We start from the raw sequence: 26,211 nt of genomic DNA, 5'->3' as shown, positions 1-26,211 counted from the left end.
TGCCGTGGCAACGTCTAATAAGACAACGACTGTAAGCAGTCTTGATGGTTTGACTGGAACGAGTGCAACGGACATTATTCTCCTGACCGATCAGGTTTCGGGCGCTTACCTTGATCTTGGTGGTGGCAGCGACAAGCTGATCCTTGGCAATTTCGACAATGATGTGACATTGTCCAATGTCGAATCCGTTTTGGGCGGTACCGGTGCGGATTCGATTTTTTACGATACCAAGGCTACCTCAGGTTACATCGATCTGGGCGCGGGCATCGACAGCCTGACCTTTTCAGACCTTGGCGTCACCGCAACCATCCTCAATGTGGAAACGATCGTCGCTGGCCAGGGCAATGACTATTTGACGATGAGCGCCCAGGCGCTCGGAACCTATATCGATCTCGGAACCGGTTCGGACCGGGTGATCCTCGGCAAATTCGATAATTCGCTCACCCTGATCGATGTTGAGACGGTTACCGGCAGTACCAAGTCCGATATCGTGATTATGGAGAATAAAAGCGGCGATCAGACGCGCCGCGTGGATCTCGGTTCCGGCAACGACTCTGTCAGCCTGGGCGATGGCGGCGGCACGGTCTATGTCTCCAATACCGAAACAATCGTGGCTGGCAGCGGCGACGACCGCATTCAGCTGAACAGCAAGGCTTCCAATTTCAATATTGATGCCGGTGAAGGCGATGATACTGTCGTTCTCAGCAATTATACCAATAAGCTGACAATCTCAGGTGCCGAAAGCATCGTCGGATCGAGCGGAAGCGATCACGTCACGATCGGGAGTGCGTTTACCGGTGGATATGTTTCTCTGAATGGCGGCAATGATACGCTCGTTCTGGGAAATTATACCAATTCCGTCAGTGTCTATGGTGTTGAAACGATCTATGGTGGCTCGGGCAGCGATTTTATCTACATGCAGGAGGCCAAGTCCGGCGGCTTGATCGATCTCGGAGCTGGCGAAGATACACTGGTCTTCAATGAGGACGGCGGCACCGCCACCTTGAAAAATGTCGAGAATATCATCGGCAGTGAAACCAAAGACTATATTATTTTCAAAACGCAGATAACCGGCGGCCTGATCGATCTGGACGACGATGGCGACCGCGTAACCCTGGGCAAGTACAACAACAATGTCACTTTCGCTAATGTCGAAACCATTACCGGCGACAGTTCCAGCGACATCATCACGCTGACCACCGAGCTGACCAAGGGCACGATCAATCTCAGCACCGGCATGGACAAGCTGACCCTGGCCGATGGTTCCAACACCATCAATATTTCCGGTGTCGAAACCTTGATCGGCGGTGATGGTGAAGACACGATCAGTTTCTCGGTCGCCTCGACAGGTGGCGATATCGACCTTAAGGGCGGCGATGATACATTGACGCTTACCGGTTCCGGACGAACCTTGACCATTTCAAACGTCGAGACAATTCTGGGCAGTTCCGCCAGCGAGCAGATCCTTTACAAGACCCTGTTGACCGGCAATCTGATCTCGCTCGGCTCCGGCTCCGACAAGCTCACGATGGGTGATTTTGATAATACCGTTTCCATTGCCGGGATTGAAACCATCGTCGGCGGCACCGAGACCGATCAAGTGTATATCACCAGCGCCATTACCGGCTCGCTGATCGATCTGGGTACCGGCAACGATACGGTGACCATCATGAAAGGTGGCACGATCACCGCCCGCAATATCGAGAGCATCATCGGCGATGACGGCATCGACGTCGTTAAGTTTGATCGCGCCGCGCAGGACGTCTATCTCGACCTGGGTGCGGGCAATGACAGCGTCACCTTCGGCAATTTCAACAATACCGCGATGATTTTGAACGTCGAGACCATCAATGCTGGCACGTCCAGCGACGTCATCACGCTCGGTACCGACATTTCTGCCGGTACGATCGACCTCGGCAAGGGCCTCGACAAGCTGACGCTGAGTGACGAGGGCGGCACCCTGACCGCGGTCAATATCGAAACGATTATCGGCGGTGCGGCGGACGACGTCGTGACGGTTTCAGGAACCGTGACCATTGGCACGATCGATCTTGGTGCTGGTGACGATACGTTGACGGTCGGTGGCAGTGCGACTGTGACCGTGCAGAATGTCGAAACGCTGGTAGGCGGAGCCGGAACCCAGAAAATCATCCTTGCCAGTGGGTTCAAGGGCAGTATCGATCTTGCCGACGGCATCGATACCATCATCATGGCCGATGTCGACGACGCCGACGCGACCGCCATGAAGAACCTCATCACGATTTCCAATGTCGAAACCATCACCGGCGGTTCCGGTTCGGATACGGTCGTCATCGGCACGGTCGGCGGCGCGACCATGATCGATCTGGGTGGTGGCAACGATATCTTGAAATTCCAGGATAATGGTGGATCGGTCACGGCTGCCAATGTGGAGACGATCATCGGTGGTACCGGCGATGAAGTCATCCGGTTCAACGCGACAGTCACCAGTGTCGATATTGACCTTGGCGATGGCAATGACACCGTTATCTTCGGCAATTATGCCAATACGGCCACACTTGCCAATGTGGAAAGCATCACCGGGGGCACCAACAGCGACGTGTTCACGCTGGCCTCCAGCACGACCGGCATGACCCTCAATCTCGGCAATGGTCTTGACAGCCTGACGCTGGCGGGTGAAGGCGGTACGCTGACGGTCTCCAGCATCGAAACGATTGTCGGGTCGGCTGTCGACGACATCATTACCCTTTCCGCCTATATGACCGGTGGCACGATTTCGCTTGGTGCCGGCAATGACCAGTTCATCATCGGCGATGTCGGCGGCACGGCGACCGTTTCAGGCGTTGAAACAGTGACGGGTGGTGCTGCCGCCGATCTTATCACGCTTGCCGAAGGTGCATCGGGCTATATCAACCTGGGCGCAGGTCAGGATGGTGTCATCTTCTCGGCATCCGGCAACACGGTGACCCTGTCGGGTGTCGAAACGGTGACCGGTGGTGAGGGAGACGATACGGTCGAGTTTTCCGACGCGATAACGGCAACCACGATCAAGCTTGGGGCCGGCGACGATGTTCTGCAAATGTCGGAACTGGGTGGCACTGTCACCGTCACCGGCGCGGAATCCATCCTCGGCGATGTCGGCAGCGACGTCATCACCCTTGGTGAACAGATTACGGGTGGCTTCATCAATCTCAATGCTGGCAGTGACCGCCTGATCCTGTCTTCCGCCAACAATACGGTTACGGTGGAAAATATCGAAACGGTGACTGGCGGCTCGATGATCGACGACATCACCTTGTCTGGCGTCTATACCGGCGGCACGCTGGATCTGGGCAGCGGCAATGACCTGCTGACGTTCGGCGAATCCGGAACCGTCACGATCGCCAATGTCGAAACGGTGGTCGGGTCAACCGGCGACGATATCCTGACGGTCAGCGGTTCGATCGGCGGGGCAACTCTTGATCTGGGCGCTGGCCAGGATACCCTGAACTGGAGCGCGGGCCTGACGGCAACGGTTTCCAACGTTGAGACGGTCAATGGTGGCTCCAATGCCGACATCATCACGCTGGCCACGCAATGGACCGGTGGGTTTATCGATCTGGGCGATGGTTCCGACAAGCTGACGCTGGCTGATACGACCAATACGGTGACGGTGGCGAATGCGGAAACCATCATCGGTCAGTCCCTGGTCGATTTCATTGCCATCAACAGCAGTACCTATAGCGGTTATATCTCGCTGGGCCAGTCCTACGATAAAGATGCGGATGGCAATTATCTAAAAGATGCCGATGGCAACTATCTAAGTGGTGGGAAAGACGAAGTAAAGCTGGCGTCCTCGACAAGCACGGTAACAATCGTCGGTGTGGAGACGGTCACGGGTGGATCCGGCGACGACAAGGTGACTATCGGTGCTCAGGCGACGGGCATCGAACTCAACCTGGCCGACGGCAACGACGTGGTCACGCTCGGCAATTATACCAATACGATCAGCCTTTATAATGTCGAATCCGTCACCGGCGGCAGCAATGCCGATGTGGTCTATATCAGGGACACGGAAATCTCCAACGGCCAGTATTTCATGGGTACAGGCGCGGATTACCTGAACTTTGAGAAAGCCGCGACCGCGACCGTTTCCAGTGTCGAAACCCTGGTTGGCTCCGCCTATGACGATACGATCACCATTTCCGGCCAGTATACAGGCGTGACGATTGATCTGGGCAACGGTGAGGACAAGCTGACGCTCGGCTCCGCCTCGACGCTGACCACGGCCAATATCGAGTATATCACCGGTAGTACGGGGGCCGATTTGATCGTGCTGTCGGGCAGCACCAATACCACGGTGGACCTGGGCGCCGGCAATGACACGATCTATATGAGCAGCGGCGCCGATACGGTAACGGGCGGGGCCGGATCCGACCTCTTCACCTTCACCTCCGCGGACAAGTCGACCACGTCGAACCCGGACAAGATCACCGACTTCGTCAATGGTGAGGACAAGCTGGTGATCAGCGGGCTGACCGGCACCTTCTCCTACCTTGGGACATCAACTAGCCTTTCGGCCAGCGGCAATTCGGAAGCCTATTTCGTCAATGATACGGCAACTCTGTTTGTCGATACCAATGGTGACGGGACGGTAGATATGCAGATGACCTTGTCCGGCAAGACCGCCGACAACATGTCGGGCAGCGACTTCCGCTGGAGCTCATAAGGTGCTTGCCCGGCCCTGGGTTTCTTGACCTGGGCCGGGCAACTGTCTGTGTACGAGCATTGCACGGCATCGAAAACCGGTTCCCAGTGTTCGCTTCGGTGTTGTATCGTGGCATTTCCACGAATCGGAGACCTGCAATGATTGAAGTTCCGGTGTCCTGGGGTGAGTTGATCGACAAGATCACCATTCTCCAGATCAAGTCAGAGCGGATCACGGACGAGGCCAAGCGCGCCAATGTCGAGCGCGAGCTGTCCCTGCTCAATGAACGGCTGAAGCCGGTGGCCGATCATCAGGGTGTCATCGCCATCAGCCGTGATCTCCTGTCCGTCAATACGGCGCTCTGGGAGATCGAGGACGATATCCGCGATTGCGAGCGCGACGGCGATTTCGGTCCGCGTTTCGTGTCTCTCGCCCGTTCGGTCTATGTCACCAATGACCGGCGTGCCGAGTTGAAGCGGCAGATCAATGTCGAGCTGGGCTCTGACATCATCGAGGAAAAGTCCTACAAGCCTTATGCTGCGGCCTGATTGATGTTGGCATTGGTCTTTGATTCATGTTTGGGACTCTTTGACCTTTAGGCGAGGATGCATGAGCATGTTTTCGCCTTGATATGAAACGGCCGACGCGCCGATTTTGGGTAAACAGGACCATGAAGGTTCGGTGTTCCTGGTCTTGGATCAGGCCAATGGATGAAAGAAGAGCGCGTTATGACGACGCATGAGGTTTCGCAGTGCCGTTCGCTGTTGGCGCAGGGGCGCGTGGCTGAGGCCTTGCAGGGCTTGACGGCTCTTTTCGAGGCCCATCCTGAACATGCCGAGACCGCTCATTACTATGCGCTCGCCCTTCATCTTTCCGGCCGCTCGCCTGAGGCCGTTCCCGCTTTCGAACATGCTTTGCAACTTGCGCCAGACCAACCCGGCCTGCTGCAAAACATGATTCTTCCGCTGATTGCAGTGGGTGAGCATCAGCGCGCCATCGATATGGGTGCGCGCGCCGTGACGCTTGACGGTAAAGCCGTTGGCGCCTGGTCCAATCTGGTTCTGGCCCTGACATCGGCAAAACGATGGGATGAAGCCCACACCGCAGTTCAGCACGGTCTGGCGCTTGAGGCCGACGAACCGTCGCTGCTGGCTCAAATGGGCGTCATCCTGCTGGAGCTTGGCGACAGTGCGGGAGCTGAAACCCATCTGCGCCGGTCGCTGGAGCTAAAGCCGGATGCCGAGGCTTTCTATAATCTCGGCGTGCTGTTGCATGGATTGCAACGCGAACCCGAAGCTTGTGACAGCTATACAAAGGCGCTGACGCTTGATCCCTCGCATCGGCGCGCCGCCAATAACCTGGCGGCAAGCCTGCGCATTCTTGGCAATTTGAAGGGTGCGGACCGGATTCTCAAGCAATTGATTGGCATCGGCGATGCCCCCGTTCACCGCTTCAACCGCGCCTGCCTGCAATTGCTGGACGGCCAGTGGAGCGAGGCCTGGTCCGATTACGAGTTGCGTGATCAGGCCACCGGGAGTTCCACCTCGCCCTTGCTGATGCAGGGGCCGCGCTGGCAGGGCGAAGCGCTGCAAGACCAGACGCTGCTGGTGTTCCATGAGCAGGGATTGGGCGATACAATCCAGTTTATCCGGTTTTTGCCGCGCATTGCGGAGCGGGTCGGGCATGTGGTTTTCGTCTGCCAACCGCAACTCTACCGTCTGCTAAGCCTTTCCGAATTTTTCGCGACTCCGTCCATCACGCTCTTGCCTGATGGTGCGGATCTGCCCGCTTACGCGGCCTGGGCACCGCTCTTGTCGCTGCCGGGCCTGATCAACCTTGTGCCAGAGGCGACAGGCCAGCGCGTTCCCTATCTCACACTGGAAAAACAGCTTTTCGAGCGCTGGCGCGACTGGCTTGGCGGGCTTTCTCCAAGCCAGGGGCAAGAGCAGAAGAAGACACGTTTTCGCATCGGTCTATCCTGGCAGGGCAATCCAAAGGCCTATGGTGAGCCGGGCCGCTCGCTGCCGCTGGAGTGCTTCCAGCCGCTTGCCGAATTCTCAGACGAAATTGACATCATCTCCCTGCAAAAGGGGGTAGGGGCCGATCAGCAAGCGCCGGAGGGATTGGCGCTGCACCCCGTTCCGGGTCTGGATGACGGTCCCGATGCCTTTGTCGATACCGCAGCCTTGATGGCGTCGCTGGATCTGGTCATCACCTCAGATACGGCCCTTGCCCATCTTGCGGGCGCATTGGGCAGGCCGGTCTGGCTGCTGCTGAAAAAAGCCCCGGACTGGCGCTGGGGCATGGATGGCATTTTGACCGATTGGTACCCAACCATGCGGCTGTTTCGCCAGATGGAGGCGGGGCAATGGCAGCCGGTCCTTCAGGACGTGGCGCATGAACTGAAAGTGCTGCTGTTTGCCGGACGTGCCACGGATGATGCGCCCGATGAGGCCGCTGACGGATTGAACGAGGCGATCAAGCGCCATCAGGGCCGCGATTATGGCCGGGCCGTGCAGCTTTACCGTCATGTGTTGACGCAGGATTTTCAAAGAGAGCGGGTGCTCAACCTGCTTGGCATGGCGTGCCTGGAGGCGGGGGAACGCTCATCGGTGGCAGGGCGGCAGGCCATTCCCTTTTGCGCCCGCGCGGTGGCGATCCGCCCCTCGCTTGGCGATCACTGGAGCAATTTCGCCATTGCGCTCGATGCTGCGGGGCTTGTGACCGATGGGATGCGGGCGCTGCGCCACGGGCTGCTCTACGATACCGGTCACGCAGCGTGCCTTTTGGCGCTGGCCCGGCGCGAAACGTCGGTGGGTGATGCCGAAACAGCCTTGCGCCGCGCAGGCGAGGTGCTGAAAGCCCAGCCGCGCTCAGGTCACGCCCTGTCGGTTTATGCGGCGGCGGCGCTGGCGCTTGGCCGGTTCAACGTGGCGGAGGAGGCTCTGCGACGCGCCTGCCGGATCGAGCCGGAACTGGCCTCGCATCACGTGCAGCTGGGTGCGGTTCTGCTAAAAGCCAAGCAGCCGCAGGCAGCCGCCCGCGCCTGGGAAAAGGCTTTGACGCTTGACCCCGGCAATGCCGATGCCTGGAGCAATCTGGGTGTGGCGGAGCGCAATCACGGCTATCCCGATCTGGCCTGCTGGATCCAGAGACAGGGCGCACTTGCCAAGCCCGGCCATGCCGAATCCTGGAGCAATCTTGGCATCAGCCTGATGGATACCGGCCGCGAGGACGAGGCGATACTGGCCTTTGGCAAGGCGATTGAGGCCCGTCCCGGCTATGCCGATGCGGAAATGGCGCTGGGCATGTGTTTGCTGAACGAGGGCGATTATGCCCGTGGCCTGCCGCTTTACGAGCGCCGCTTCCTGGTGGAAATCCTCGGCATAGACCGCACCCGTGTCCGGCTGCCGGTCTGGCAGGGGGAGGATCTGGCGGGCAAGTCCATTCTGGTGCTCGCCGAACAGGGCTTTGGCGATGCTTTCCAGTTCGTGCGCTACGTCGCGCTCCTGAAGGCAAAAGGCGCGGCCAAGGTGATGATTGGCTGCCGCCGCAAGATTGCCGCGCTGCTGCAAACCGTGCCTGATGTTGATGGCGTCGTCTGCGAAAGCGATCCCGTCCCACCGCTCGATTACCACGTGTTCATGATGAGCCTGCCGCTGCTCTGCAACACGGTCGTCGAGACGATCCCGGCTTTTCCCGCCTATCTGTTTGCCGATCCGCTTCGGGTGCGGCGCTGGTCGGGCTGGCTTGCGGCAAAGCCTGGCTTCCGTGTCGGCCTTGTCTGGCAGGGCAATCCCGATCCGCAAGTTGACAAGGGCCGCAGCTTTCCCCTGCAGGTGCTGGCGCCGCTTGCTGCCATCGACGGTGTGCGGCTGATCGCTTTGCAAAAGGGCGCGGGCGAAGAACAGTTGGATACAGTGGATTTTGCCGTCGAGCGCCCGCCGGAGGATTTCGACAGCGGCGCCGATGCCTTTGTCGATACGGCAGCAATGATCATGAATCTCGATCTCGTCATCACCTCCGATACGGCGGTGGCGCATCTGGCTGGCGCGCTTGGCCGCCCGACCTGGGTGATCCTCAAGTCGCATGCCGAATGGCGCTGGCTGCGCGGCCGCAGCGATAGCCCCTGGTATCCGGCAACCCGGGTGTTTCGCCGCGTGGCCGATGAAGTCGAGGCGGAACCCTTTGCCGGTGTCGTCTCCCGCGTGGCCGAGGCACTTGGCAGGCTGGTCGAGGGGGACAGGGCGCAACTGTATGAGGCCGCCGAGCCGGTGGTTGCCGTTCCGGCCCAGCCGGGTCCGCAACAACGGCTGGCCGCCGCCATCCGCACCCATATGGCCGGAAATGTCCCTGCCGCCGAGGTGACCTATGCGGCGCTGCTGCATGAGGACGAAACACGGGCCGATGCGCTGCATATGCTGGGCGGGTTGGCGGTTGAGCGCCTGCATTACCATCGCGGCTATGTCCTGCTGCGGGCGGCGGCGGCACTGGGGCTTTCAACACCGATCTTCCACACCAATTATGCCATCGCCCTTCGCCATGTCGGCAAGCAGGATGAGGCCGAAGCATGCCTGCGCCAAAGCCTGGAGACCAGCCCCAGCGCCGAAGCCTATATGACGCTGGGCAATCTTTTGCGCGATACGGATCGCTATGGGCAAGCGTTGGAGGCTTACCGGGCCTCGATCCAGCTGCGCCCGGATCTGTCCAAGGCCCATCGCGGGCTTGGCAATGCATTGCGCGAAATGGGCCGGGTCGAGGAGGCGATCGCCAGTCTGGACCGGGCGCTGGATCTGTTGCCCGGCGATGTCGAAACCCTGATCGACCGGGCCCATGCGCATCTGATGGCGGGCAATCTGCCGCAAGGCTTTCGCGATTACGAGGCCCGCTGGCAGGGCGCCGAAATGGTGGCACGCACGCTGCCTATGCCGCGCTGGACCGGCGAGGCGCTGCCCGACAAAGTGCTGCTGATTCACGGTGAACAGGGGTTGGGCGACCAGATCCAGTTTGCCCGTTTCGTGCGGCAGGCCGCTCTCAAGGTCGGTCATGTCATCCTGGAATTGCGTGAGCCGCTGATCAGCCTGTTTTCAACGCTGGTGGTGGAGAGACGCAACATCATCCTGCGCCGCCAGGGCGTCGATGCCATTGACGATGCCGATGTCGAAGCACCGATCATGAGCCTGCCGCTGATTTTTGCAACCACGCTGGAAACTTTGCCCGGGCCGGCCAATTTCCGGCCCGATCCCCGCCGGGTGGCGGATTGGGAAGCGCGGTTTGCGCATCGTGACGCTTTGCGGGTCGGACTGATCTGGCAGGGCAATCCGGTCGCGCGCGCCGACAAGGGCCGCTCGCCGCCGTTGAAAGTGCTGGAACCGTTGTTTGCTGTCGAGGGTACGCATTTCATCAGCCTGCAATTCAAGGACGGGCTGGAACAGATGGCAGGTCTGGACTTTGCCAAGGCCATGCAGGTGCCGGGGGCGGACCTTGGCGATTTCGGCGAGACGGCAACAGCGATTGCTGCGCTTGATCTGGTGATTTCCTCCTGCACGTCCACTCTGCATTTGGCGGCATCGTTGGGCGTGCCATGCTTTGCGCTGCTGAAATATGGCGCGGACTGGCGCTGGATGACCGGTCGAGACGATAGCCCCTGGTATCCGGGTCTGAAACTGTTTCGCCAAGCGCAGCCGGGCGATTGGGCAGGTGTGGCCGAGGCGGTGGCAGAAGATCTCAAGCGGCTGGTGGAGCGTAAGCCATGACGAACCAAACTGTGTCGGGCGAAAGGCTGATACAGGCCTTTCAGTTGCACAAGGCTGGTATGCTGGACGAGGCGATTGCCCATTACCGCGCCATTTTGGAGGAAGAGCCCGACCAGGTCGATGCGCTCAGATTGCTGGCCTCGGCGGAACGCTCGCGTGGCGATCTGGCGCAATCGCTGTCGCTTTATGCCAGGGCGCTCAGACTTGCGCCTGAGGAAAGCGATATCTGGTACAATCTCGGCAATGCGCTGGGTGAGGCCGGGCGCAAGCCGGATGCGCTGGAAGCCTATCAACGCGCCGCGCAATTGGCGCCTGACAATGCCGCCTGTTACGCCAATATCGGCGTAACCCATGCCGATCTCGATGATTATCCGGCGGCGATTACCGCTTATCGTCAAGCTCTGGTGCTCGATCCGCAAAACCGCATAGCGCTCCACAATCTCGGCAATGCGCTTGCCGAACTGGGCGAGGCGGAAGCGGCGATGGCGCTGCTGTCCACGGCGCTGGAAATCTATCCCACCTCCGCCGAGGCTCATTACAACCTTGGTCTCAACCTGCTGCGGCTTTTCGATTACACCACTGGTTTTGCCGAGTATGAATGGCGCTGGCAGGCCGAAGGCTTTCCGGGAGAAGCACGTCACACTGAGATCGCCGATTGGAATGGGCGGCCATTTCAAGGTAAACGGCTGCTGGTCCATGCAGAACAGGGACTTGGCGATACGATCCAGTTCGTCAAGCTGTTGCCTCTGGTCAAATCGCTTGGCGGCGAGGTGATCCTGCAAGTGCCCGCCAAGCTGGTTGCGCTGCTGGCTGAGGTGCCAGGGGCCGATCAGGTGCAGGCGCAAGACCCGCAAGCTGGAAGCGTTGATTTTCAGGTACCGCTGCTTGGTCTGCCGCATCGGCTGAAACTGACGCTGGGCAGCGTGCCGAAGGCTCGTGCCTATTTGCAGCCCAAGGCGGAGCGGGTTTCGCTGTGGCGCGAACGGCTGAATTTGAAACAAGGTGAGAAAGCCCTGGGCTTTGTCTGGCGCGGCAATCCCCTGTCTCCAGCGGAAAAAGGCCGCAGCCTTGCCGGTCCCGAACAGTTATCGCCCTTTGCGAACCTTGGTGGTACACGGCTGATCGCCCTGCAAAAGCTTGATGAGGCAGCGTTGGAACCTGCCGATACGCCGTCGGGCTATAAAGTGGCGGGCCTGTCCTTCACGCTGGAACATCCAGGCCCGGATTTCGACGCCGGAGCGGATGCCTTTCTCGACACAGCCGCCATCCTCACCCAGCTTTCAGCCTTCGTTTCGGTCTGCACCGCGCCGCTGCATCTGGCCGGTAGCCTTGGCGTGCCGACCATCGGCCTTTTGAAGAAAGTGCCGGATTGGCGCTGGGGTACTGAGGGCAGAACGTCGCCCTGGTATCCCTCCATGCAGCTTTGCCGCCAAACCGAGGCGGGGGATTTCACCGCCCCGATTGCCCAGGCGGTGTCGCTTGCTGACGCAATTACTGATAGGTCCTGATGATCTTTTTCATCGCATCCGCCGTGCGCGACCAGGTATAGCCAGCCAGTTTCGCCGCGCCGCGCTCGCCACGGCGGCGGGCTTCGTTGCGGTCGCGCCAGACCCGCTCCAGGGTGTCTTCGATTTCATCGACGCTGCTTTCTCCCCAGCCAGCCACGGAGCCGACGCCAGCGCCTTCGCCGGCAACGGGTGTCTGGTGTTCCAGCGCATAGCAATTGCCGCCATCGATCAGGTCGAGGTGACCGGTATTGGCCGACAGAATGGTGGGCACGCCGCAGGCCATGCATTCCATCGCCACCAGATTGGTGCCGCCTTCGGAACGGTTGGGAAACACTGCCACGTCCATCTCGCGCAGGATTGGCGCCATCAGCGCATTGGGCACAGAGCCGAGATCGAGGAACTGATGGGCAGCGATATCGTTGGCGGCAATCCAGGCGGATTGGTCGATGGCGCCCTTGTCATTGGTGGTGATGGCGGTAGCTTTGCCGGACCGGTTAAGCGTCAGGGCAAATTGCGGCCAGGGACTATGCCAGGCGGAAACCAGCAGGGCTTCGGGATGGCGTTTGGCAAACCGGGCAAACGCGGCAACGACCAGATCCTGCCCCTTGCGCAATTCCAGCTTGCCGCCTGAAAACACCAGGAAACGGTCGGCCAGAACGCCTTGGCGCGGGCCGGGGTGAAACAGCGTCTGGTCGATGCCCTGGATGACGGTGGTGACATTGGTGAGGCCATGGGCGCGCATGATCTCTTCGTTCCAGTTCGATCCGGCAATCACCAGCGGCAATGCTTTTGCTCTGGCTTTCGTGGCCTCCGACAGTTGCGGTAGTTCGAAGAACACCACGCCCAGCGTCGGACTGCCGGAAAGCGCCACGCCTTTGGGGCCGGGCGACATGGTGAAATCATTGCCGAGTCCGGCGAGAAGCGGAGTATTGACCGTCAGGGACTTTTCGCTTTGGGCGGCGATGCGGGTTGAAAGGTCAGCGCTGGCCCGGAAAAACCCGCCAAGTGCGCGTTGGCGCAACGGATCGACGACGATCTGGTCGGATTGCAGCGGAAAGGAGGTCACCGGCTCCAGAACCGGATCGTTGGACCAGTTGAGCGCCAGGTTAAGGCCATAAATGCCCCAGCCGAAAAAGCTGGATATGCCCCAATGGATGATCACGGGCCGTCTGGGCGTCTGGGTCACGGCAGCAAATCTCCAAGCCTGGTGGTTTTCAGGGCGATTCGCCCCGGTTGCAAAAGCTTAACCTGCTTTTTAAGCCGCTGGAACGGTGTGGGTCGCGTTATCAACGACGGTAAGGGAACTGTTTCTGTTTGCGACACGAATTCACGAAAATCCAGCATGGCGAAAGCTTCGGCTTCTACGGTCGGGTTGAATGGGTCCGTTCCCGGCTTGTGGGGCAGGGCGGATCCTCACGAAAAACTCGCCATGTGTGCTTTCGGCGATGGATGATGAGGTGTGTCGATGAATGCTGAAGACAGAGATCTGGCGGATGAGGGGCAGGCCAGATCCGCTCTTGCTGCATTGGCTCTTGCCACGCAAAAATTGGGCTTATCCCTCTCGGTCGAGCAATTATGCCGCGATTACGGTGATGAGGAATGCTTTTCGCTGCCGCAACTGGCCGAAATCATCCGCGATCATGGGGTAAAGGCCAAGCCGATCCGCATGAACTGGAAGCTTTTGAGCCAGATGGAAGGCGCTGTCGCCGCCGTCATTCAGCTCAATGACGGATCGCTTCTTGTCTTTGAAAAATTCGTCGATGATCCGCAGACGCCGCGCATGGTGTTTCGCGATCCTGCCGATTCGAAAGCCACCCGGTTTGTGGTCGACGAATTGCGGCTGTCGGAAAACTGGAGCGGCCACGTCCTGCTGATGAAGCGGGAAATTTCCGAGGCAAGTGCGCGCGAGGAGTTTGGCTTTCACTGGCTGCTGGCCCAGGTGATGCAGGACCGCCGCATGGTGCGCGACGTGTTCATTTCGGCCATTTCGCTTGGCGTTCTGGCGCTGGTGCCCTCGCTGTTCTACATGGTGGTGATCGACAAGGTCATGGTGCATCACCGCTTGTCGACACTGACGCTGATGGCCGCCGCCATTCTGGTCGTGCTGCTGTTCGATATGCTGCTCGGCTATATGCGCCGCACTGTCACCGCCATCGTCACCGCCAAAATCGATGTGCGGCTGAACCTGATGATCTTTGATCGGCTGTCGCGCCTGCCGATTGAATTCTTCGAGCAGAATGCCACCGGCGGCATCGTCCATCGGCTGGGAGAAGCCCGTCGGTTGAGGGCTTTCGTCACCGGCCAATTGTTCGGTTCGGTATTGGACATGCTGTCGCTATTCGTGCTCATTCCTGTCATGTTCCTGCTCAGCCCTGGTCTGACCTTCTGGGTTCTGGGCCTCGGCGCAGTGATGAGCCTGATACTGTTTATCTATATGAAGCCGATCCGCCGCGCCTATGCGCAGGTGATGGGCAGCGAACACCGCCGCACCGCCATGCTGATCGAGATGATCAACGGCATCCGCACTGTGAAATCGCTGGCGCTCGAAGGCCGCAAGCGGCGCGAATGGGACCAGAGGGTCGCCGAAGCGGTCAATAACCAGACCAACCTGCTGTTTCTGGCCAACCAGCCGCAAACCTTGCTGGCCCCTTTGGAAAAGTTGATCTACGCCGGTTCGCTGTTGATCGGTGCTTATCTCGTCATCGTCAACGAGCATACGGTCATGACCGGCACGCTGGTGGCCTTTACCATGATTGCCATGCGCGCCACCCAGCCGCTGGTGCAGATGGCCGGCATGATGCAGCAGATGGAAGAGGCCCGCGGTGCGCTGCGCCAGGTCGCCTCCGTCATCAATGCCGAACCCGAACCGCGCCGTGAACACGGGGTGCGCCCGGAATTTTCCGGCCGGATCAGCTTCGAGGATGTGCGCTTTGCCTATGCGGGCACCTCGTTGCCGGCGCTCAACGCCATCAATTTTCACGTCAAACCGGGCAATATCGTCGGGCTGATGGGCCGTAGCGGCTCGGGCAAGACCACAGTGACGCGGCTGTTGCAGGGCCTGCATCAGAGCTATTCCGGGCTGATCCGTCTCGATGGCGTCGAGTTGAAGGAAGTCGATCTCTATCACCTGCGCACCAATGTCGGCGTCGTGCTTCAGGAAAGCTTCCTGTTTCGTGGCACGATCCGCGACAATATCCTGATCGCCAAGCCGGATGCCTCGCCTGAGGAAATGATCGAGGCGGCGCAGCTGGCCGGTGCCGATGAATTCATCGAACGTCTGCCGCGCGGCTATGACACGATGCTGGAAGAACATGCCAGCAATCTCTCCGGCGGGCAGAAGCAGCGGCTGGCAATTGCCCGGGCGTTGATCGTCAACCCGCCGATCCTGATTTTTGACGAGGCCACCAGCGCGCTCGATCCGGAAAGCGAAGCGATCATTCTGCGCAACCTGAAGCGCATTGCCGAAGGCCGCACTGTGCTGATGATTTCGCACCGCCTGTCCTCGCTTGTCGATTGCGACCAGATCCTGGTTCTGGATCGCGGCCAGCTGAAGGACAGCGGCACCCACCACGACCTGCTGCGCCGCTCCGGCGACTACCGCCACCTTTGGAACCAGCAGAACCGCCACCTGACGACGGGAAAAGATCATGACGAAAACCTTGACGCTGTCGCCTGACGAGCATCGTTACGCGGTCCGCACGACAGCGGAATTCCTGTCCGAAAGCGCCAGCATCCTACACCGCACCCCGCCCAAATCGGCGCGGATGACGATTGCCACGGTAGCGGCCCTGATCACCAGCGCCATCCTGCTGTCGGTGTTCATGCCGGTCGAGCGGGTGGTGACCGCGCGCGGTCGCGTGGCGTCCGAGGCGCCCAATACCGTGGTGCAGCCGCTGGAAACCTCGATCGTTCGGGAAATCCTGGTGCGCGAAGGCCAGGAGGTGAAGGCGGGGCAATTGCTGGCCACGCTCGACCCGACCTTTTCGCGTGCCGACCAGACCACGGCCAGCCGGCAGATGGCCAGCCTTTCAGCCGAAGTCGAGCGGTTGAAGGCGGAAATCGATGGGCGTGATTACCAGCCGCGCGACGGCGATAGTTTTGGGAAATTGCAGCGCCGGTTCTTTGAAGCCCGCCGGTCGCAATATGAAGCCTCGATGTCGACCTTCAAGGCCAAGATCTCTTCGCTGGAGACCACGCAGGCGCAGTTGCAGCAGGAACTTGCTGTCAATCGCCAGCGCCTGTCGCTGAGCGAGGAAAGCGAGGCGATGAAAAGCGCGCTGGTCGAGAAGAAATATGCATCGAGAGCCGATGGCCTGAAGGCCAAGGACTGGGTGCTGGAAGTGACCGGGACGATCCGCGAAGTCGAGGGCAAGCTGGAAAGCGGCGCCCATGACATTCAATCGGTCCAATCGCAGATGGAAGATCAGGCCCAGCAATGGCGCTCCGACGCCATGGGTCAGCTTGTCAAGCAGCAGGTGGCGTTGAATGCGGCCATCGAAGAATTGAACAAGGCCGATAAGCGTTCCGACCTGATCGAATTGAAGGCGCCCGAAGACGCAACCGTGCTTCAGATCGGCGATATTTCCATCGGCTCGGTGGCGCAGACGGCACAGAAAATGTTCGTGCTGGTACCGAAGGCAGCCCGGCTTGAAGTGGAAACGGAAATCTCCACTCAGGACCAGGGCTTTATCAAGGTTGGTCAGCCGGTCGATATCAAGCTCGATGCCTGGCCTTTCGCCCGCTATGGCGGCTTGCGCGGTACGGTTCGGGCGGTCAGCCCCGACAGTCTGAAAGTCTCGCGCGGCGATGGCGCGGCTGCGCAAGGCGCATCCGAGCGGACATTTTATATTGCCAAGATCACCATTGACGACCCGCATCTGAAAAGCAATCCGGCCGATTTCAGTCTGATTGCCGGGATGACGCTGGTGACGGACGTGGTTGTTGGCGACCAGACTGTGGCGGCCTATCTGTTTGACCGGGTTGTGCCGGTCGTGAGCGAGGGAATGCGCGAACCATGAAGCAATTGCTGTCTTTTGTGCCCTTTTTTGTCCGAGGCGCGGCAATCCGGCAGGCTTATCGCCATGGCATGAAGAAGCTCGGCGCGGGCCGGATGCCGCTGGCCGCGAGTGCCCTGCGCAAGGCGGCCAAGGGTGGCCATGTCGGGGCATCCTATGAACTGGCGCGGCTTTATGAATCAGGACGCGGGGTGATTTCCGATCTGGCAGAGGCCCGCCGGTTGGCGCGCTATGCCGCCGATGCGGGGCATGTCGGTGCCATGGCCCTGACGGCCCGGCTCTATCTGATTTCACCGCGCCAGGACATGCCGACGTCTCCGGCGGCTGTGCGGCTCTATGGCGATGTCATGCAGCTGGTTTGCGAGCCGGAACTGGCCCGTGACTATGCGCTTCGCGCCCATGAGCACGGCAATGTCGATGGTTCGGCGCTGGCCGGTTATCTTCTGGCGTCCGGCATTGGCGGCGAGGCCGATCCGCATACGGCGCTGATCTGCTACGAGCCAGCGGTGACGGCGGGCAGTGTGCGGGCGCATCTGGGCATGGGAACGCTGCTGGCCGGTGGGCATTTGGGCGAGGTGGATTATGCCCGCGCCCTGCCATATTTCAAATATGCGGCAGCGGCTGGCAATAGTACGGCGCGCCATTACCTTGCCATGCAATATCTGAACGGTCTTGGCACCGCACCTGATGAGGAGAAGGCGCTGCGCTTGCTCAGCGCCGCTGCCGCCAAGGGCTACCGTTCCTCTGTCGAGGAACTGGCGAAATATTATCTGCACGAAGCCTATCCCGAGCGAGACCGCGCCCGGGGTGTGCGCTGGCTGACGGCGCTTGGCCGCATGGGCGACAGGCGCGCCTGCCGTGACCTGGAGCGGCGCTATCGCCATGGCATCGACGTCAAGGCCAGCTCGGTGGAAGCGCTGATGTGGCTGGAAAAGGCGGCGTTGAAAGGCGATGTCGCGGCCCAGTTCCAGATGGCGGTGGTTGCCGCGACCGGTGCAGGCGAAGGTGAGGGCGATCTCAACCAGGCGCGGATCTGGTTCGAAATGGCAGCTGAAAACGGTCATGCCCTTGCCATGGTCAATCTGGGGCGGTTCCGCATGAAGGGCATTGGTGGCATCGTCGATCTCGACGGCGCGCGAGACATGCTGGAACTGGCTGTCGAGGCCGGTGAAATGGCGGCCTATGCGGTGCTGGGAGAGTTCCACGCCTATTACGCCGATCCCTCCGATGTCGAAGCGGCTCGTGAGATCCTCATGCACGGCGTTGAAAAAGAAGATGCCGTCTGCAAGGATATTCTGGCACGGCTGGAAGAAAAGCTATTGGCCAAGGTTGCCTGAAGGCCAAGGTAACCTAAAGGCTGTAGACTTGATCATCATGCTCGAATTATGAAATGTCACAGTCGCGTTGATGCCGTCGTTTCCTGTGTATGCTACTCTCAAAGAGTGCATGGTGGCGGAGCGATGGCGTAACGGTAAGGAACAAACCGGCACTTCAAGCCTTTTGAGCCCAACTCTGACCGATCCGGACATTCATGACGACTCAACAGATTTTGGCTTTCGCCGTCATCGGCCTGATGATGGTGGCTTTCATGTGGGACCGTATCCGCTATGATGTGGTGGCGGGTCTTACTCTTCTGGCCGCGATCGCTCTTGGTCTTGTGCCAGCCGACAAGGCGTTTTCCGGGTTCAGCGACGATATCGTCATCATCGTCGGCAGCGCGCTGGTGGTCAGCGCCGGGGTGGCGCGATCCGGTCTCGTCGATGCCGCCATCAAGCGGTTTTTCCCCAACCTGACATCGATGCGCGCCCAGATCCTGCTTCTGGTGCTGACGGTTACAGTGCTGTCGGCCTTCATCAAGAATATCGGCGCGCTGGCCATCATGATGCCAGTCGCATTCCAGTTCTCGAAGAAGTCAGGGACGCCGGTCTCCGCCTTTCTGATGCCGATGGCGTTTGGCGCGCTGTTGGGCGGGCTGATGACCCAGATCGGCACCTCGCCCAATATTGTCGTCTCCAGGCTGCGGGGTGAACTGACGGGCACGCCGTTCACCATGTTCGATTTCACCCCTGTTGGCGCGATCCTGGCCGTTGCCGGGGTGATTTTCCTGATGCTGTTCTATTGGCTGGTGCCCAAGCGCCAGAACCAGAACCCGACCTTGCAGGAAGCGCTGGGCAATTCCAATTTCTCCACCGAGGCGACGCTGCCTGAAGGCTCGGTACTATCAGGCAAACCGCTGCGCGATCTGTTGAAAGCCACCGCTGGCGAAGTGATCGCCACCGCGATTTTGCGCGGCCACAGCCGTATTTCGCCTTTCCCAGACATGGTGTTGAAAGAGCAGGACACATTGCTGCTGGAGGGGCCATCCGATGCGCTTGACCGGCTGGTCAGCCAATCCGGGCTGAAACTGTCGGGCCGGGAGATCGGTTCGGGTGGTGAAATCACCGCCATCGAGGCGGTGGTTGGGCCGGGGTCGCCGCTGGAAGGCCTGACGGCCCGCGATGTTTCGTTGTTCAATACCTATGGCATCAACCTGCTGGCCGTTAGCCGGCGCGGCAAGCGGCTGAAGGAGCGGCTGGCGCATGTGGCCTTGCGCGCTGGCGATGTCGTCGTGCTCCAGGGGCGTCGCACCGCCCTGCCAGCCGCGTTGCAGACGCTGGATTGCCTGCCGCTGGCCGAGCGCGAAATCCTGCTCGGCACCAGCCGCAGCGCGCTTATCCCGGTGCTGATCCTGATTGCCGCGATGGGATCAACCGCAGTCGGTCTGGCACCGGTGCCGGTTGCCTTCTTTGCCGCTGCCCTGGCGATGGTGGTGTTCCGGGTCATCCCGCTCAACGATTTCTATCAGGCTGTCGATGGTCCGATCCTCGTCATGCTGGCGGCACTGATCCCGGTCAGCGATACCCTGCGCAGTACGGGTGGAACCGATGTCATTGCCGGTTGGCTTGGCCATGTTGCCCATGGGCTGCCGCCTTACGGTGCGCTGGCGCTGATCCTGGTGACTGCCATGGCAGTAACGCCGTTTCTCAACAACGCCGCGACGGTTCTGGTGATGGCGCCGATTGCCGCCAGCTTTGCCCATAATCTCGGCTTCCGGCCCGACGCCTTTCTGATGGCGGTGGCAATTGGCGCCGGGTGTGATTTCCTGACCCCGATCGGTCATCAATGCAACACGCTGGTGATGGGGCCGGGCGGCTACAAATTCAGCGATTATCCACGCCTTGGCCTGCCGCTGTCGCTGTTGATCATTCTCGTTGCTATCCCGGCACTGATCGTGGTCTGGCCATTGAAATAGCCATGGCTCAGCAGGGCCTGAAATGTAGAGGGCCTGAAATGCCGAAAGCCTGCGTTGGCGGAACGCAGGCTTTCAAGCGGGGGACGGGGGTTTTAGGTTCGCGGGATTCACAACCGCTTTCCTGCACTCCTAACGGGCGATACCGGAAATGGTTCCGCCCAATCTGATTTTTTTCGCAATCTTTTTCAAAATCCTCTGTCACCGGCCCATGCGTTCCCGCCGATGCTTGGGTTTTCCTTGACGCTTGGCCTTAGATATGGCCTAAGGCCAGCCAAAGGATTATCGCTGGAAGCCTGCCTTGAGCGTGGCTTTCACCGCGTCCAGATCATCAAAATGCGATGGCTTGGCTCTGCCCGATCCTCGCCTCCATGACCACGAGCAAAATCATGACCACTTCCGGCGTCCGCGTCCGTATCGCTCCTTCTCCCACCGGTGAACCGCATGTCGGCACAGCCTATATCGCGCTGTTCAACTATCTGTTCGCCAAGAAACATGGTGGCGAGTTCATCTTGCGCATCGAAGATACCGATGCGACCCGCTCGACGGCGGAATTTGAGCAGAAGGTGCTGGACGCGCTGAAATGGACCGGCCTGACCTGGGCCGAAGGCCCTGATGTCGGCGGTCCCTACGGTCCCTACCGCCAGTCCGAGCGCAAGGACACCTACCGTCCCTTCGTCGACAAGATGGTGACTGAGGGCAATGCGTTCCGCTGTTTCTGCACGCCTGCCCGGCTGGACCAGATGCGCGAGGCGCAGCGCGCGGCGGGCAAGCCGCCTGGCTATGACGGTCTCTGCCTGCATTTGAAGGCGGAAGAAGTCGATGCCCGCGTTGCCGCAGGCGAGCCGCATGTCGTGCGCCTGAAAATCCCAACCGAAGGCTCCTGTGATTTCCATGACGGCGTCTATGGCGACGTGTCGATCCCGTGGGAAAGCGTCGACATGCAGGTACTCTTGAAGGCCGATGGCATGCCGACCTATCACATGGCCAATGTGGTTGATGACCACCTGATGAAGATCACCCATGTGGCGCGCGGTGAGGAATGGCTGGCCTCCGTGCCGAAGCATATCCTGATCTACAAATATCTCGGTCTTGAGCCGCCGGTGTTCATGCATCTCAGCCTGATGCGCAATGCCGACAAATCCAAGCTATCGAAGCGCAAGAACCCGACCTCGATTTCTTATTATTCGGCCCTCGGCTACCTGCCCGAAGCGCTGATGAATTTCCTTGGCCTGTTCTTCATGCAGATCGCCGAAGGCGAAGAGCTGTTGACGATGGACGAGCTGATCGCCAAGTTCGACCCCGACAATCTCTCCAAGGCGGGTGCGATCTTCGATATCCAGAAGCTCGACTGGCTGAATGGACGCTGGCTGCGCGAAAAGCTGACGCCGGACGAATTCCTGGGCCGCGTTCTGACCTGGGCCAGCGAAAATGACCGGCTGACGGAAGGCCTGAAGCTCGCTCAGAGCCGGATCACCAAGCTTGGCGAATTGCCGCCGCTGGCAGGCTTTCTGCTGGCCAATGATGTCGGCCTGACGCCTGCTTCCTTCGGCGGGTTGAAAACCAGCCCGGCGGAAACGCTTGAGATCGTCACCACCGTTCAAACCGATCTGGAAAAGATCCTGGAATGGAACGTGGCGACCATTGAGGAAGAACTGCGGGCCATTGCCGACCGGTTGGGCAAAAAGCTCCGCGTCGTCACCCCACCGCTCTTCGTTGCCGTTTCCGGCAGCCAGCGGTCACTGCCGCTCTTCGACAGCATGGCGCTGCTGGGCCGTTCCGTGGTGCGCCAGCGCCTCAAGGTGGCCATTCAGGTCTTGACCTCCATGGCGGGCGCGGCCTGACAGCTAAAGCTCTCCCCCTTTATGAGGGAGGGCTTATCATAGCCGTTTTCAGCCGCTATGCTCCACAATTGATCCAAGAATTTCGTGCCCGATAGGCGAACCAATGACCGAAGCAAACACCGAAACCGCCCTTTCCTCCGACGCCACCGAAGTGCGCCGCCAGAAACTGGCGCTGTTGCGCCAGCAGATCGGCGATGTCTATCCAGCTCACTTCCACCGCACCGCCACCACGGCTGAACTGGCCGAAAAATATGCGGAGCTGGAGCCAGACACGGAATCGGGCGATACGGTTACGGTTGCAGGCCGCATTTATTCCTCGCGCAATTCCGGCATGTTCATGGACCTGCGCGATGCCTCCGGCAAGATCCAGATCTTCAGCCACAAGGATATGACCCCGGAAGCGGCCCGCGCCATGCTGCCGATGATCGATCTGGGCGATATTGTTGGCGTTACCGGTCAGGTTCGCCGCACCAAGCGCGGTGAGCTGACCATCAACGCCGAAACCATCACCATGCTGACCAAGACTTTGCTGCCGATGCCGGAGAAATATCACGGCGTGACGGATATCGAAGTGCGCTATCGCAAGCGCCATCTCGACATTCTGACCAATGAGGAATCCAAGCTGCGCTTCCAGCAGCGCTCTAAGATCGTTTCCGGCATTCGTCGTTTCATGGAAAACGATGGCTTCATGGAGGTGGAAACCCCCATGCTGCAATCCGTCTATGGTGGCGCGTCTGCCGATCCGTTCAAGACCCATCACAACACGCTGAAGCAGGACATGTATCTGCGCATTGCGCCGGAACTGTTTCTGAAGCGTACGCTGGTCTCTGGCCTTGCCGACAAGATTTTCGAAATCAACCGCAACTTCCGCAATGAAGGCGTGTCCACCCGGCACAATCCAGAATTCACCATGATGGAATGTTACTGGGCCTATGCCGACTATGAAGACGTGATGGATCTGGTCGAGCGCCTGTTTGCCGACCTTGCCATGCGCATTCATGGCTCGACCGAATTTGCCTTTGGCGACAAGGAAATTTCCTTCAAGGGGCCGTTCAAGCGGGTGCCGATGCCGGATGCCGTCAAGGACGTCACGGGTATCGACTTCCTGGCCATCAAGACCGATGAGGAGGCCCGCGCGGCTGCCAAGGCTGCCGGGTTTGCGGTCGAAAAGGATTGGACCTGGGGCGAATGTCTGTCCTTCATCTTTGAAGAAAAGGTCGAGGGCACGCTGATCCAGCCAAGCCATGTGACGCATTTCCCCAAGGACATCTCGCCCTTCGCCAAGGAAGTGCCAGGCGAGCCGCGTCTGGTGGAACGGTTTGAGACCTATTGCAACGCCTGGGAAATCGGCAATGCATTTTCCGAGCTGAACGACCCGGAAGAACAGCGCAAGCGCATGGTTGAACAGCTCGAACAGGCCCATGCCCGTGGCGAAAAAGACAAGCAGCTCGATGACGAATTCCTCGATGCCATCGACCAGGGCATGCCGCCAGCCGGTGGCCTTGGCATCGGCGTCGATCGGCTGATCATGCTGCTGACCAATGCGCCTTCGATCCGAGATATCATTCTCTTCCCGGCGCGGCGCGCCAAGGTCGATTGATAGCGCCGGTCAAGCAGCGAGGCTGAAAAGCTCTATAGCATCGTGCCGATTGTGTTTTCTGCACGATGCTATTTCGGCGCGATTCTGGCGTCTTTATCGCAGTGAAATTCCGCGTGGCAGAACCGAGGGTGTGGCGCTAGGCTCTGTCACCAGCGGCTTTGAATCACTCTGCGCTTCGGCTTTCGCAGCGGTTTCTGCTGTTGGCTTATCTGTGCCTGTGACCATGGATTTGATCGAACTCAGCCAGCCCTTGCTTTCCACGGCCTGTGGCGTCGGATCGGCTGCGGCCACTGGCGATATTGCCGCCGGAGCAGATGCTGCGGCGGGTGACGCAGATGCCGGAGCGGGTTCTCCTGCCTTTTCGCTACCTGCGTGTTCAACACCTTGCTGTTGAGTGGGCGCTTTGTCGGCGTTTGCCTGATGAGGGGTCGCGTTGTCGGAGTGGCTGACCTCCTCAGCTTGGGCAAGAGGGGGGGCATGGGCAAGAGAGGCTGCATCGGCAGCCGGGGCGGCGTCATGTGCCGGTGCTGCCGGTTTCTCTTCAGCGCCGAAAATCATGCCTTTAAGCGAGGCGATCAAGCCGGGCTTTTCCTCAGCTGGGGCTTCGCTGCCATGCGCCTCGGCTGGAGCCGCCTCACCATGCGCTGCCTCGCCATGCGAGCTCTGCCCTTCCTTGGGTTTATCCTTGGCGTGCCCATCTTCTTTCGCGTGGCCGCCTTCTTTCTTGCCTTCGCCTTCGGGCGTGGCAAGGACCGGCTTTTCGCAAGGGGCGGTGTCCCTCAGCTTGGCCATCATGGTGCTTGCGTCGGCCAGCGGCATTTCCACCCGCTCGCCGTAAAAATCGCCATTGCCATTGGCCGGTTTGTCGACATAGCGCGCCGTCAGGCTTTGCATCTGCGCGGTTTCGGCCAGTTGGGCAGGATTGGGAATATAAATGACATCTGCGCCAATGGCGCGGCCGCGAATGTCGGATTGGTCCTTCGGCCCGTTCTTATCGAGCACGACGACCTGAACGAGATCTGGTTTTTCCGTCTCAGCAACGGATTTGGCGATGCGCAGCGCCGTCTTGATGCGGGTTACGCCATCGGTTGCGTCCGTGGTGACATATTTGCGAACCCACAGCCGGTCTTTGCGCTTGATGGTGGCCGATTGCAGTTCCATGCAGGTCAGGCCGTTGACCTCGCTATAGGATGGTCCGAGCAGGGCGTCACGGCCGATATAGACGGCAGCCGAACCCGTGGCGCCGCACAGGACCGCGACGCCGCCGACGATCAGCAGGAGCTTGCGCGACAAATGGATTTTGCCTGGCAATAGCTTCACGACACACGATATCCCATGGCCCACTCCACAAACGCAAAACACCCCCTAGTTTTAGGAGTTTCCTGTTGCCGAAGGCTTAATTGGGTATATTCGTTTTTCTTTATCGTCGTATATTCGCAACCACGGTTAATGAGGGTGTAATCAGTTCCCGTATGAAGTTTAGTTAAGAAGCAGGTTCTGCAATAGATTGAACCTCAAGGGCTTTTCGCCGTGCCACCACCTGTTCGCGCCAGACGGTAAACAGACCTGCCCCCACCACAATGACCGAGCCCAGCACCATATTGCGGGTCAGGCTTTCGCCAAACACCGTTACTGCGATGATTGAGCCTAACACGAGCTGGTAATAGGCAATCGGTTGCAGCACCACGGCATTCAAGTGCTCATAGGCCTTGATCAGCGAAAAATGCCCGGCAATGCCGGTGCAGCACAGCGCCAACATCCAGAACCAATCCTGTCTTGCAATTGGGGCGAGGAAAAATGGCGCCATGCAATTGGCTCCGACAAAGCCGACCATGCACATATAGAAAAAGCTGGTGACGGGCGGATCGTCGCGGCTGACCAGCCGTGTCAGAATGCCGTAAAAAGCCCCTGATAGCGCGCAGAACAGTGGTAGCGCCACCATCAGGCTGAAACTGCCTGAGCCCGGAGAAAGGATTAGCACCACGCCGAGCATGCCGACGAGGATTGCCGTCCAGCGCCGCCAGCCCACCTGTTCACCCAAGAGCGGCACCGACAGCAGCGCTACGAAAATGGGTCCGGCTGCAAAGATCGCCTGCGATTGGGCAAGTCCGACATAGTGAAAGGCGGCAATCGACACCAGGATCTGCGCGCCCAGCAACAGGCCCCGCAGGATTTGCAGGATAGGCCGTTTGGTTTTGACTGCCGCGACCAGACCATTGCGGCTGCGGGCGGCCAGAATGAGCGCGAAGATCGCAAAGGCCCAATAGCGTACAGTGGCGACCACCACCGGCGAATAGCTATCGCCCAAATGCTTGGAAATGCCATCCTGCATGGAAAATACCGTATAGGCGGCAAAGGCAAAGACATAGCCAAGCGAAGTCGATTTCATCATGTCAACAAACGGAAAAAAGGCCATCGAAGAGAGGCGAGGCCATAAAAGCAAGGGAAGAACGCGAGTTCCGCGAAGACCCTACCTTGTCATCATCGGGGAACGAAAACAACGCCTGAAGCTTATTTATAGTCGAAATCAATC

General features: G+C 59.5%; 13 protein-coding genes. 10 read left to right on the top strand and 3 right to left on the bottom strand.

The genetic code is table 11. The features are described from left to right. Nucleotides 1-4: 4 nt before the first annotated feature. The 4 genes from FS819_RS13290 to FS819_RS13275 all read left to right on the top strand — a co-directional run bounded on the left by FS819_RS13290 (nt 5) and on the right by FS819_RS13275 (nt 11,930). A complete protein-coding gene (locus FS819_RS13290) occupies nt 5-4,687 on the top strand; it encodes a beta strand repeat-containing protein (protein ID WP_156551086.1) in 4,683 nt (1,560 codons plus the stop codon). Nucleotides 4,688-4,824: 137 nt separating this feature from the next. Further along, entirely contained in the window at nt 4,825-5,214 is a 390-nt protein-coding gene (locus FS819_RS13285) for a DUF6165 family protein (RefSeq protein ID WP_060718357.1), read from the top strand. A gap of 180 nt (nt 5,215-5,394) precedes the next feature. Then, nucleotides 5,395-10,422, top strand: a complete 5,028-nt coding sequence (locus FS819_RS13280) for a tetratricopeptide repeat protein (RefSeq protein ID WP_197434188.1) — start codon at nt 5,395-5,397, stop codon at nt 10,420-10,422. Further along, entirely contained in the window at nt 10,419-11,930 is a 1,512-nt protein-coding gene (locus FS819_RS13275) for a tetratricopeptide repeat protein (RefSeq protein ID WP_156551082.1), read from the top strand. Before FS819_RS13280 ends, FS819_RS13275 begins: the two co-directional genes overlap by 4 nt. On the opposite strand, the gene FS819_RS13270 is transcribed toward FS819_RS13275, so the two are convergent. Continuing rightward, a complete protein-coding gene (locus tag FS819_RS13270) occupies nt 11,914-13,116 on the bottom strand; it encodes a glycosyltransferase family 4 protein (protein WP_156551080.1) in 1,203 nt (400 codons plus the stop codon). The genes FS819_RS13275 and FS819_RS13270 overlap by 17 nt on opposite strands. Nucleotides 13,117-13,395: 279 nt before the next feature. Between FS819_RS13270 and FS819_RS13265 the strand changes: the two genes are divergently transcribed. The 6 genes from FS819_RS13265 to lysS all read left to right on the top strand — a co-directional run bounded on the left by FS819_RS13265 (nt 13,396) and on the right by lysS (nt 23,678). After that, on the top strand, nt 13,396-15,606 hold the full coding sequence (locus FS819_RS13265) for a peptidase domain-containing ABC transporter (RefSeq protein ID WP_156551078.1): 2,211 nt from the start codon (nt 13,396-13,398) through the stop codon (nt 15,604-15,606). Further along, nucleotides 15,578-16,948 carry an HlyD family type I secretion periplasmic adaptor subunit gene (locus FS819_RS13260; protein WP_156551076.1) on the top strand — a complete coding sequence of 457 codons (1,371 nt, stop codon included), beginning with the start codon at nt 15,578-15,580 and terminating at the stop codon, nt 16,946-16,948. The genes FS819_RS13265 and FS819_RS13260 overlap by 29 nt, the downstream gene beginning before the upstream one ends. Next, the gene (locus FS819_RS13255; protein ID WP_070166899.1) at nt 16,945-18,282 is read left to right on the top strand and encodes a tetratricopeptide repeat protein; all 1,338 of its coding nucleotides are present in this window, start codon (nt 16,945-16,947) and stop codon (nt 18,280-18,282) included. Before FS819_RS13260 ends, FS819_RS13255 begins: the two co-directional genes overlap by 4 nt. A gap of 194 nt (nt 18,283-18,476) precedes the next feature. Beyond that, entirely contained in the window at nt 18,477-20,237 is a 1,761-nt protein-coding gene (locus FS819_RS13250) for an SLC13 family permease (RefSeq protein WP_156551074.1), read from the top strand. 386 nt (nt 20,238-20,623) lie between these two features. Next, nucleotides 20,624-22,078, top strand: coding sequence for a glutamate--tRNA ligase (gene gltX, locus FS819_RS13245; protein WP_156551072.1), 1,455 nt, complete (start codon nt 20,624-20,626; stop codon nt 22,076-22,078). A 103-nt stretch (nt 22,079-22,181) separates the two neighbouring features. Continuing rightward, nucleotides 22,182-23,678: a lysine--tRNA ligase gene (gene lysS / locus FS819_RS13240; RefSeq protein ID WP_156551071.1), complete on the top strand. Its 1,497-nt coding sequence runs from the start codon at nt 22,182-22,184 to the stop codon at nt 23,676-23,678. Between the two features lie 93 nt (nt 23,679-23,771). Here lysS and FS819_RS13235 read toward each other — a convergent pair whose 3' ends face one another. Beyond that, nucleotides 23,772-24,998 (bottom strand): hypothetical protein, encoded by a 1,227-nt coding sequence (locus FS819_RS13235; RefSeq protein WP_197434189.1) that lies wholly within the window; start codon nt 24,996-24,998, stop codon nt 23,772-23,774. A 163-nt stretch (nt 24,999-25,161) separates the two neighbouring features. Continuing rightward, the gene (locus FS819_RS13230; protein ID WP_071203929.1) at nt 25,162-26,067 is read right to left on the bottom strand and encodes a DMT family transporter; all 906 of its coding nucleotides are present in this window, start codon (nt 26,065-26,067) and stop codon (nt 25,162-25,164) included. Between the last annotated feature and the right edge of the window lie 144 nt (nt 26,068-26,211).

It is taken from the genome of Allorhizobium sp. Av2 (assembly GCF_021462805.2).
GTDB lineage: Bacteria > Pseudomonadota > Alphaproteobacteria > Rhizobiales > Rhizobiaceae > Allorhizobium > Allorhizobium vitis_G.
The sequence above is the reverse complement of the archived record's forward strand: the minus strand, read 5'-3'. Positions and strand labels throughout refer to the sequence as shown.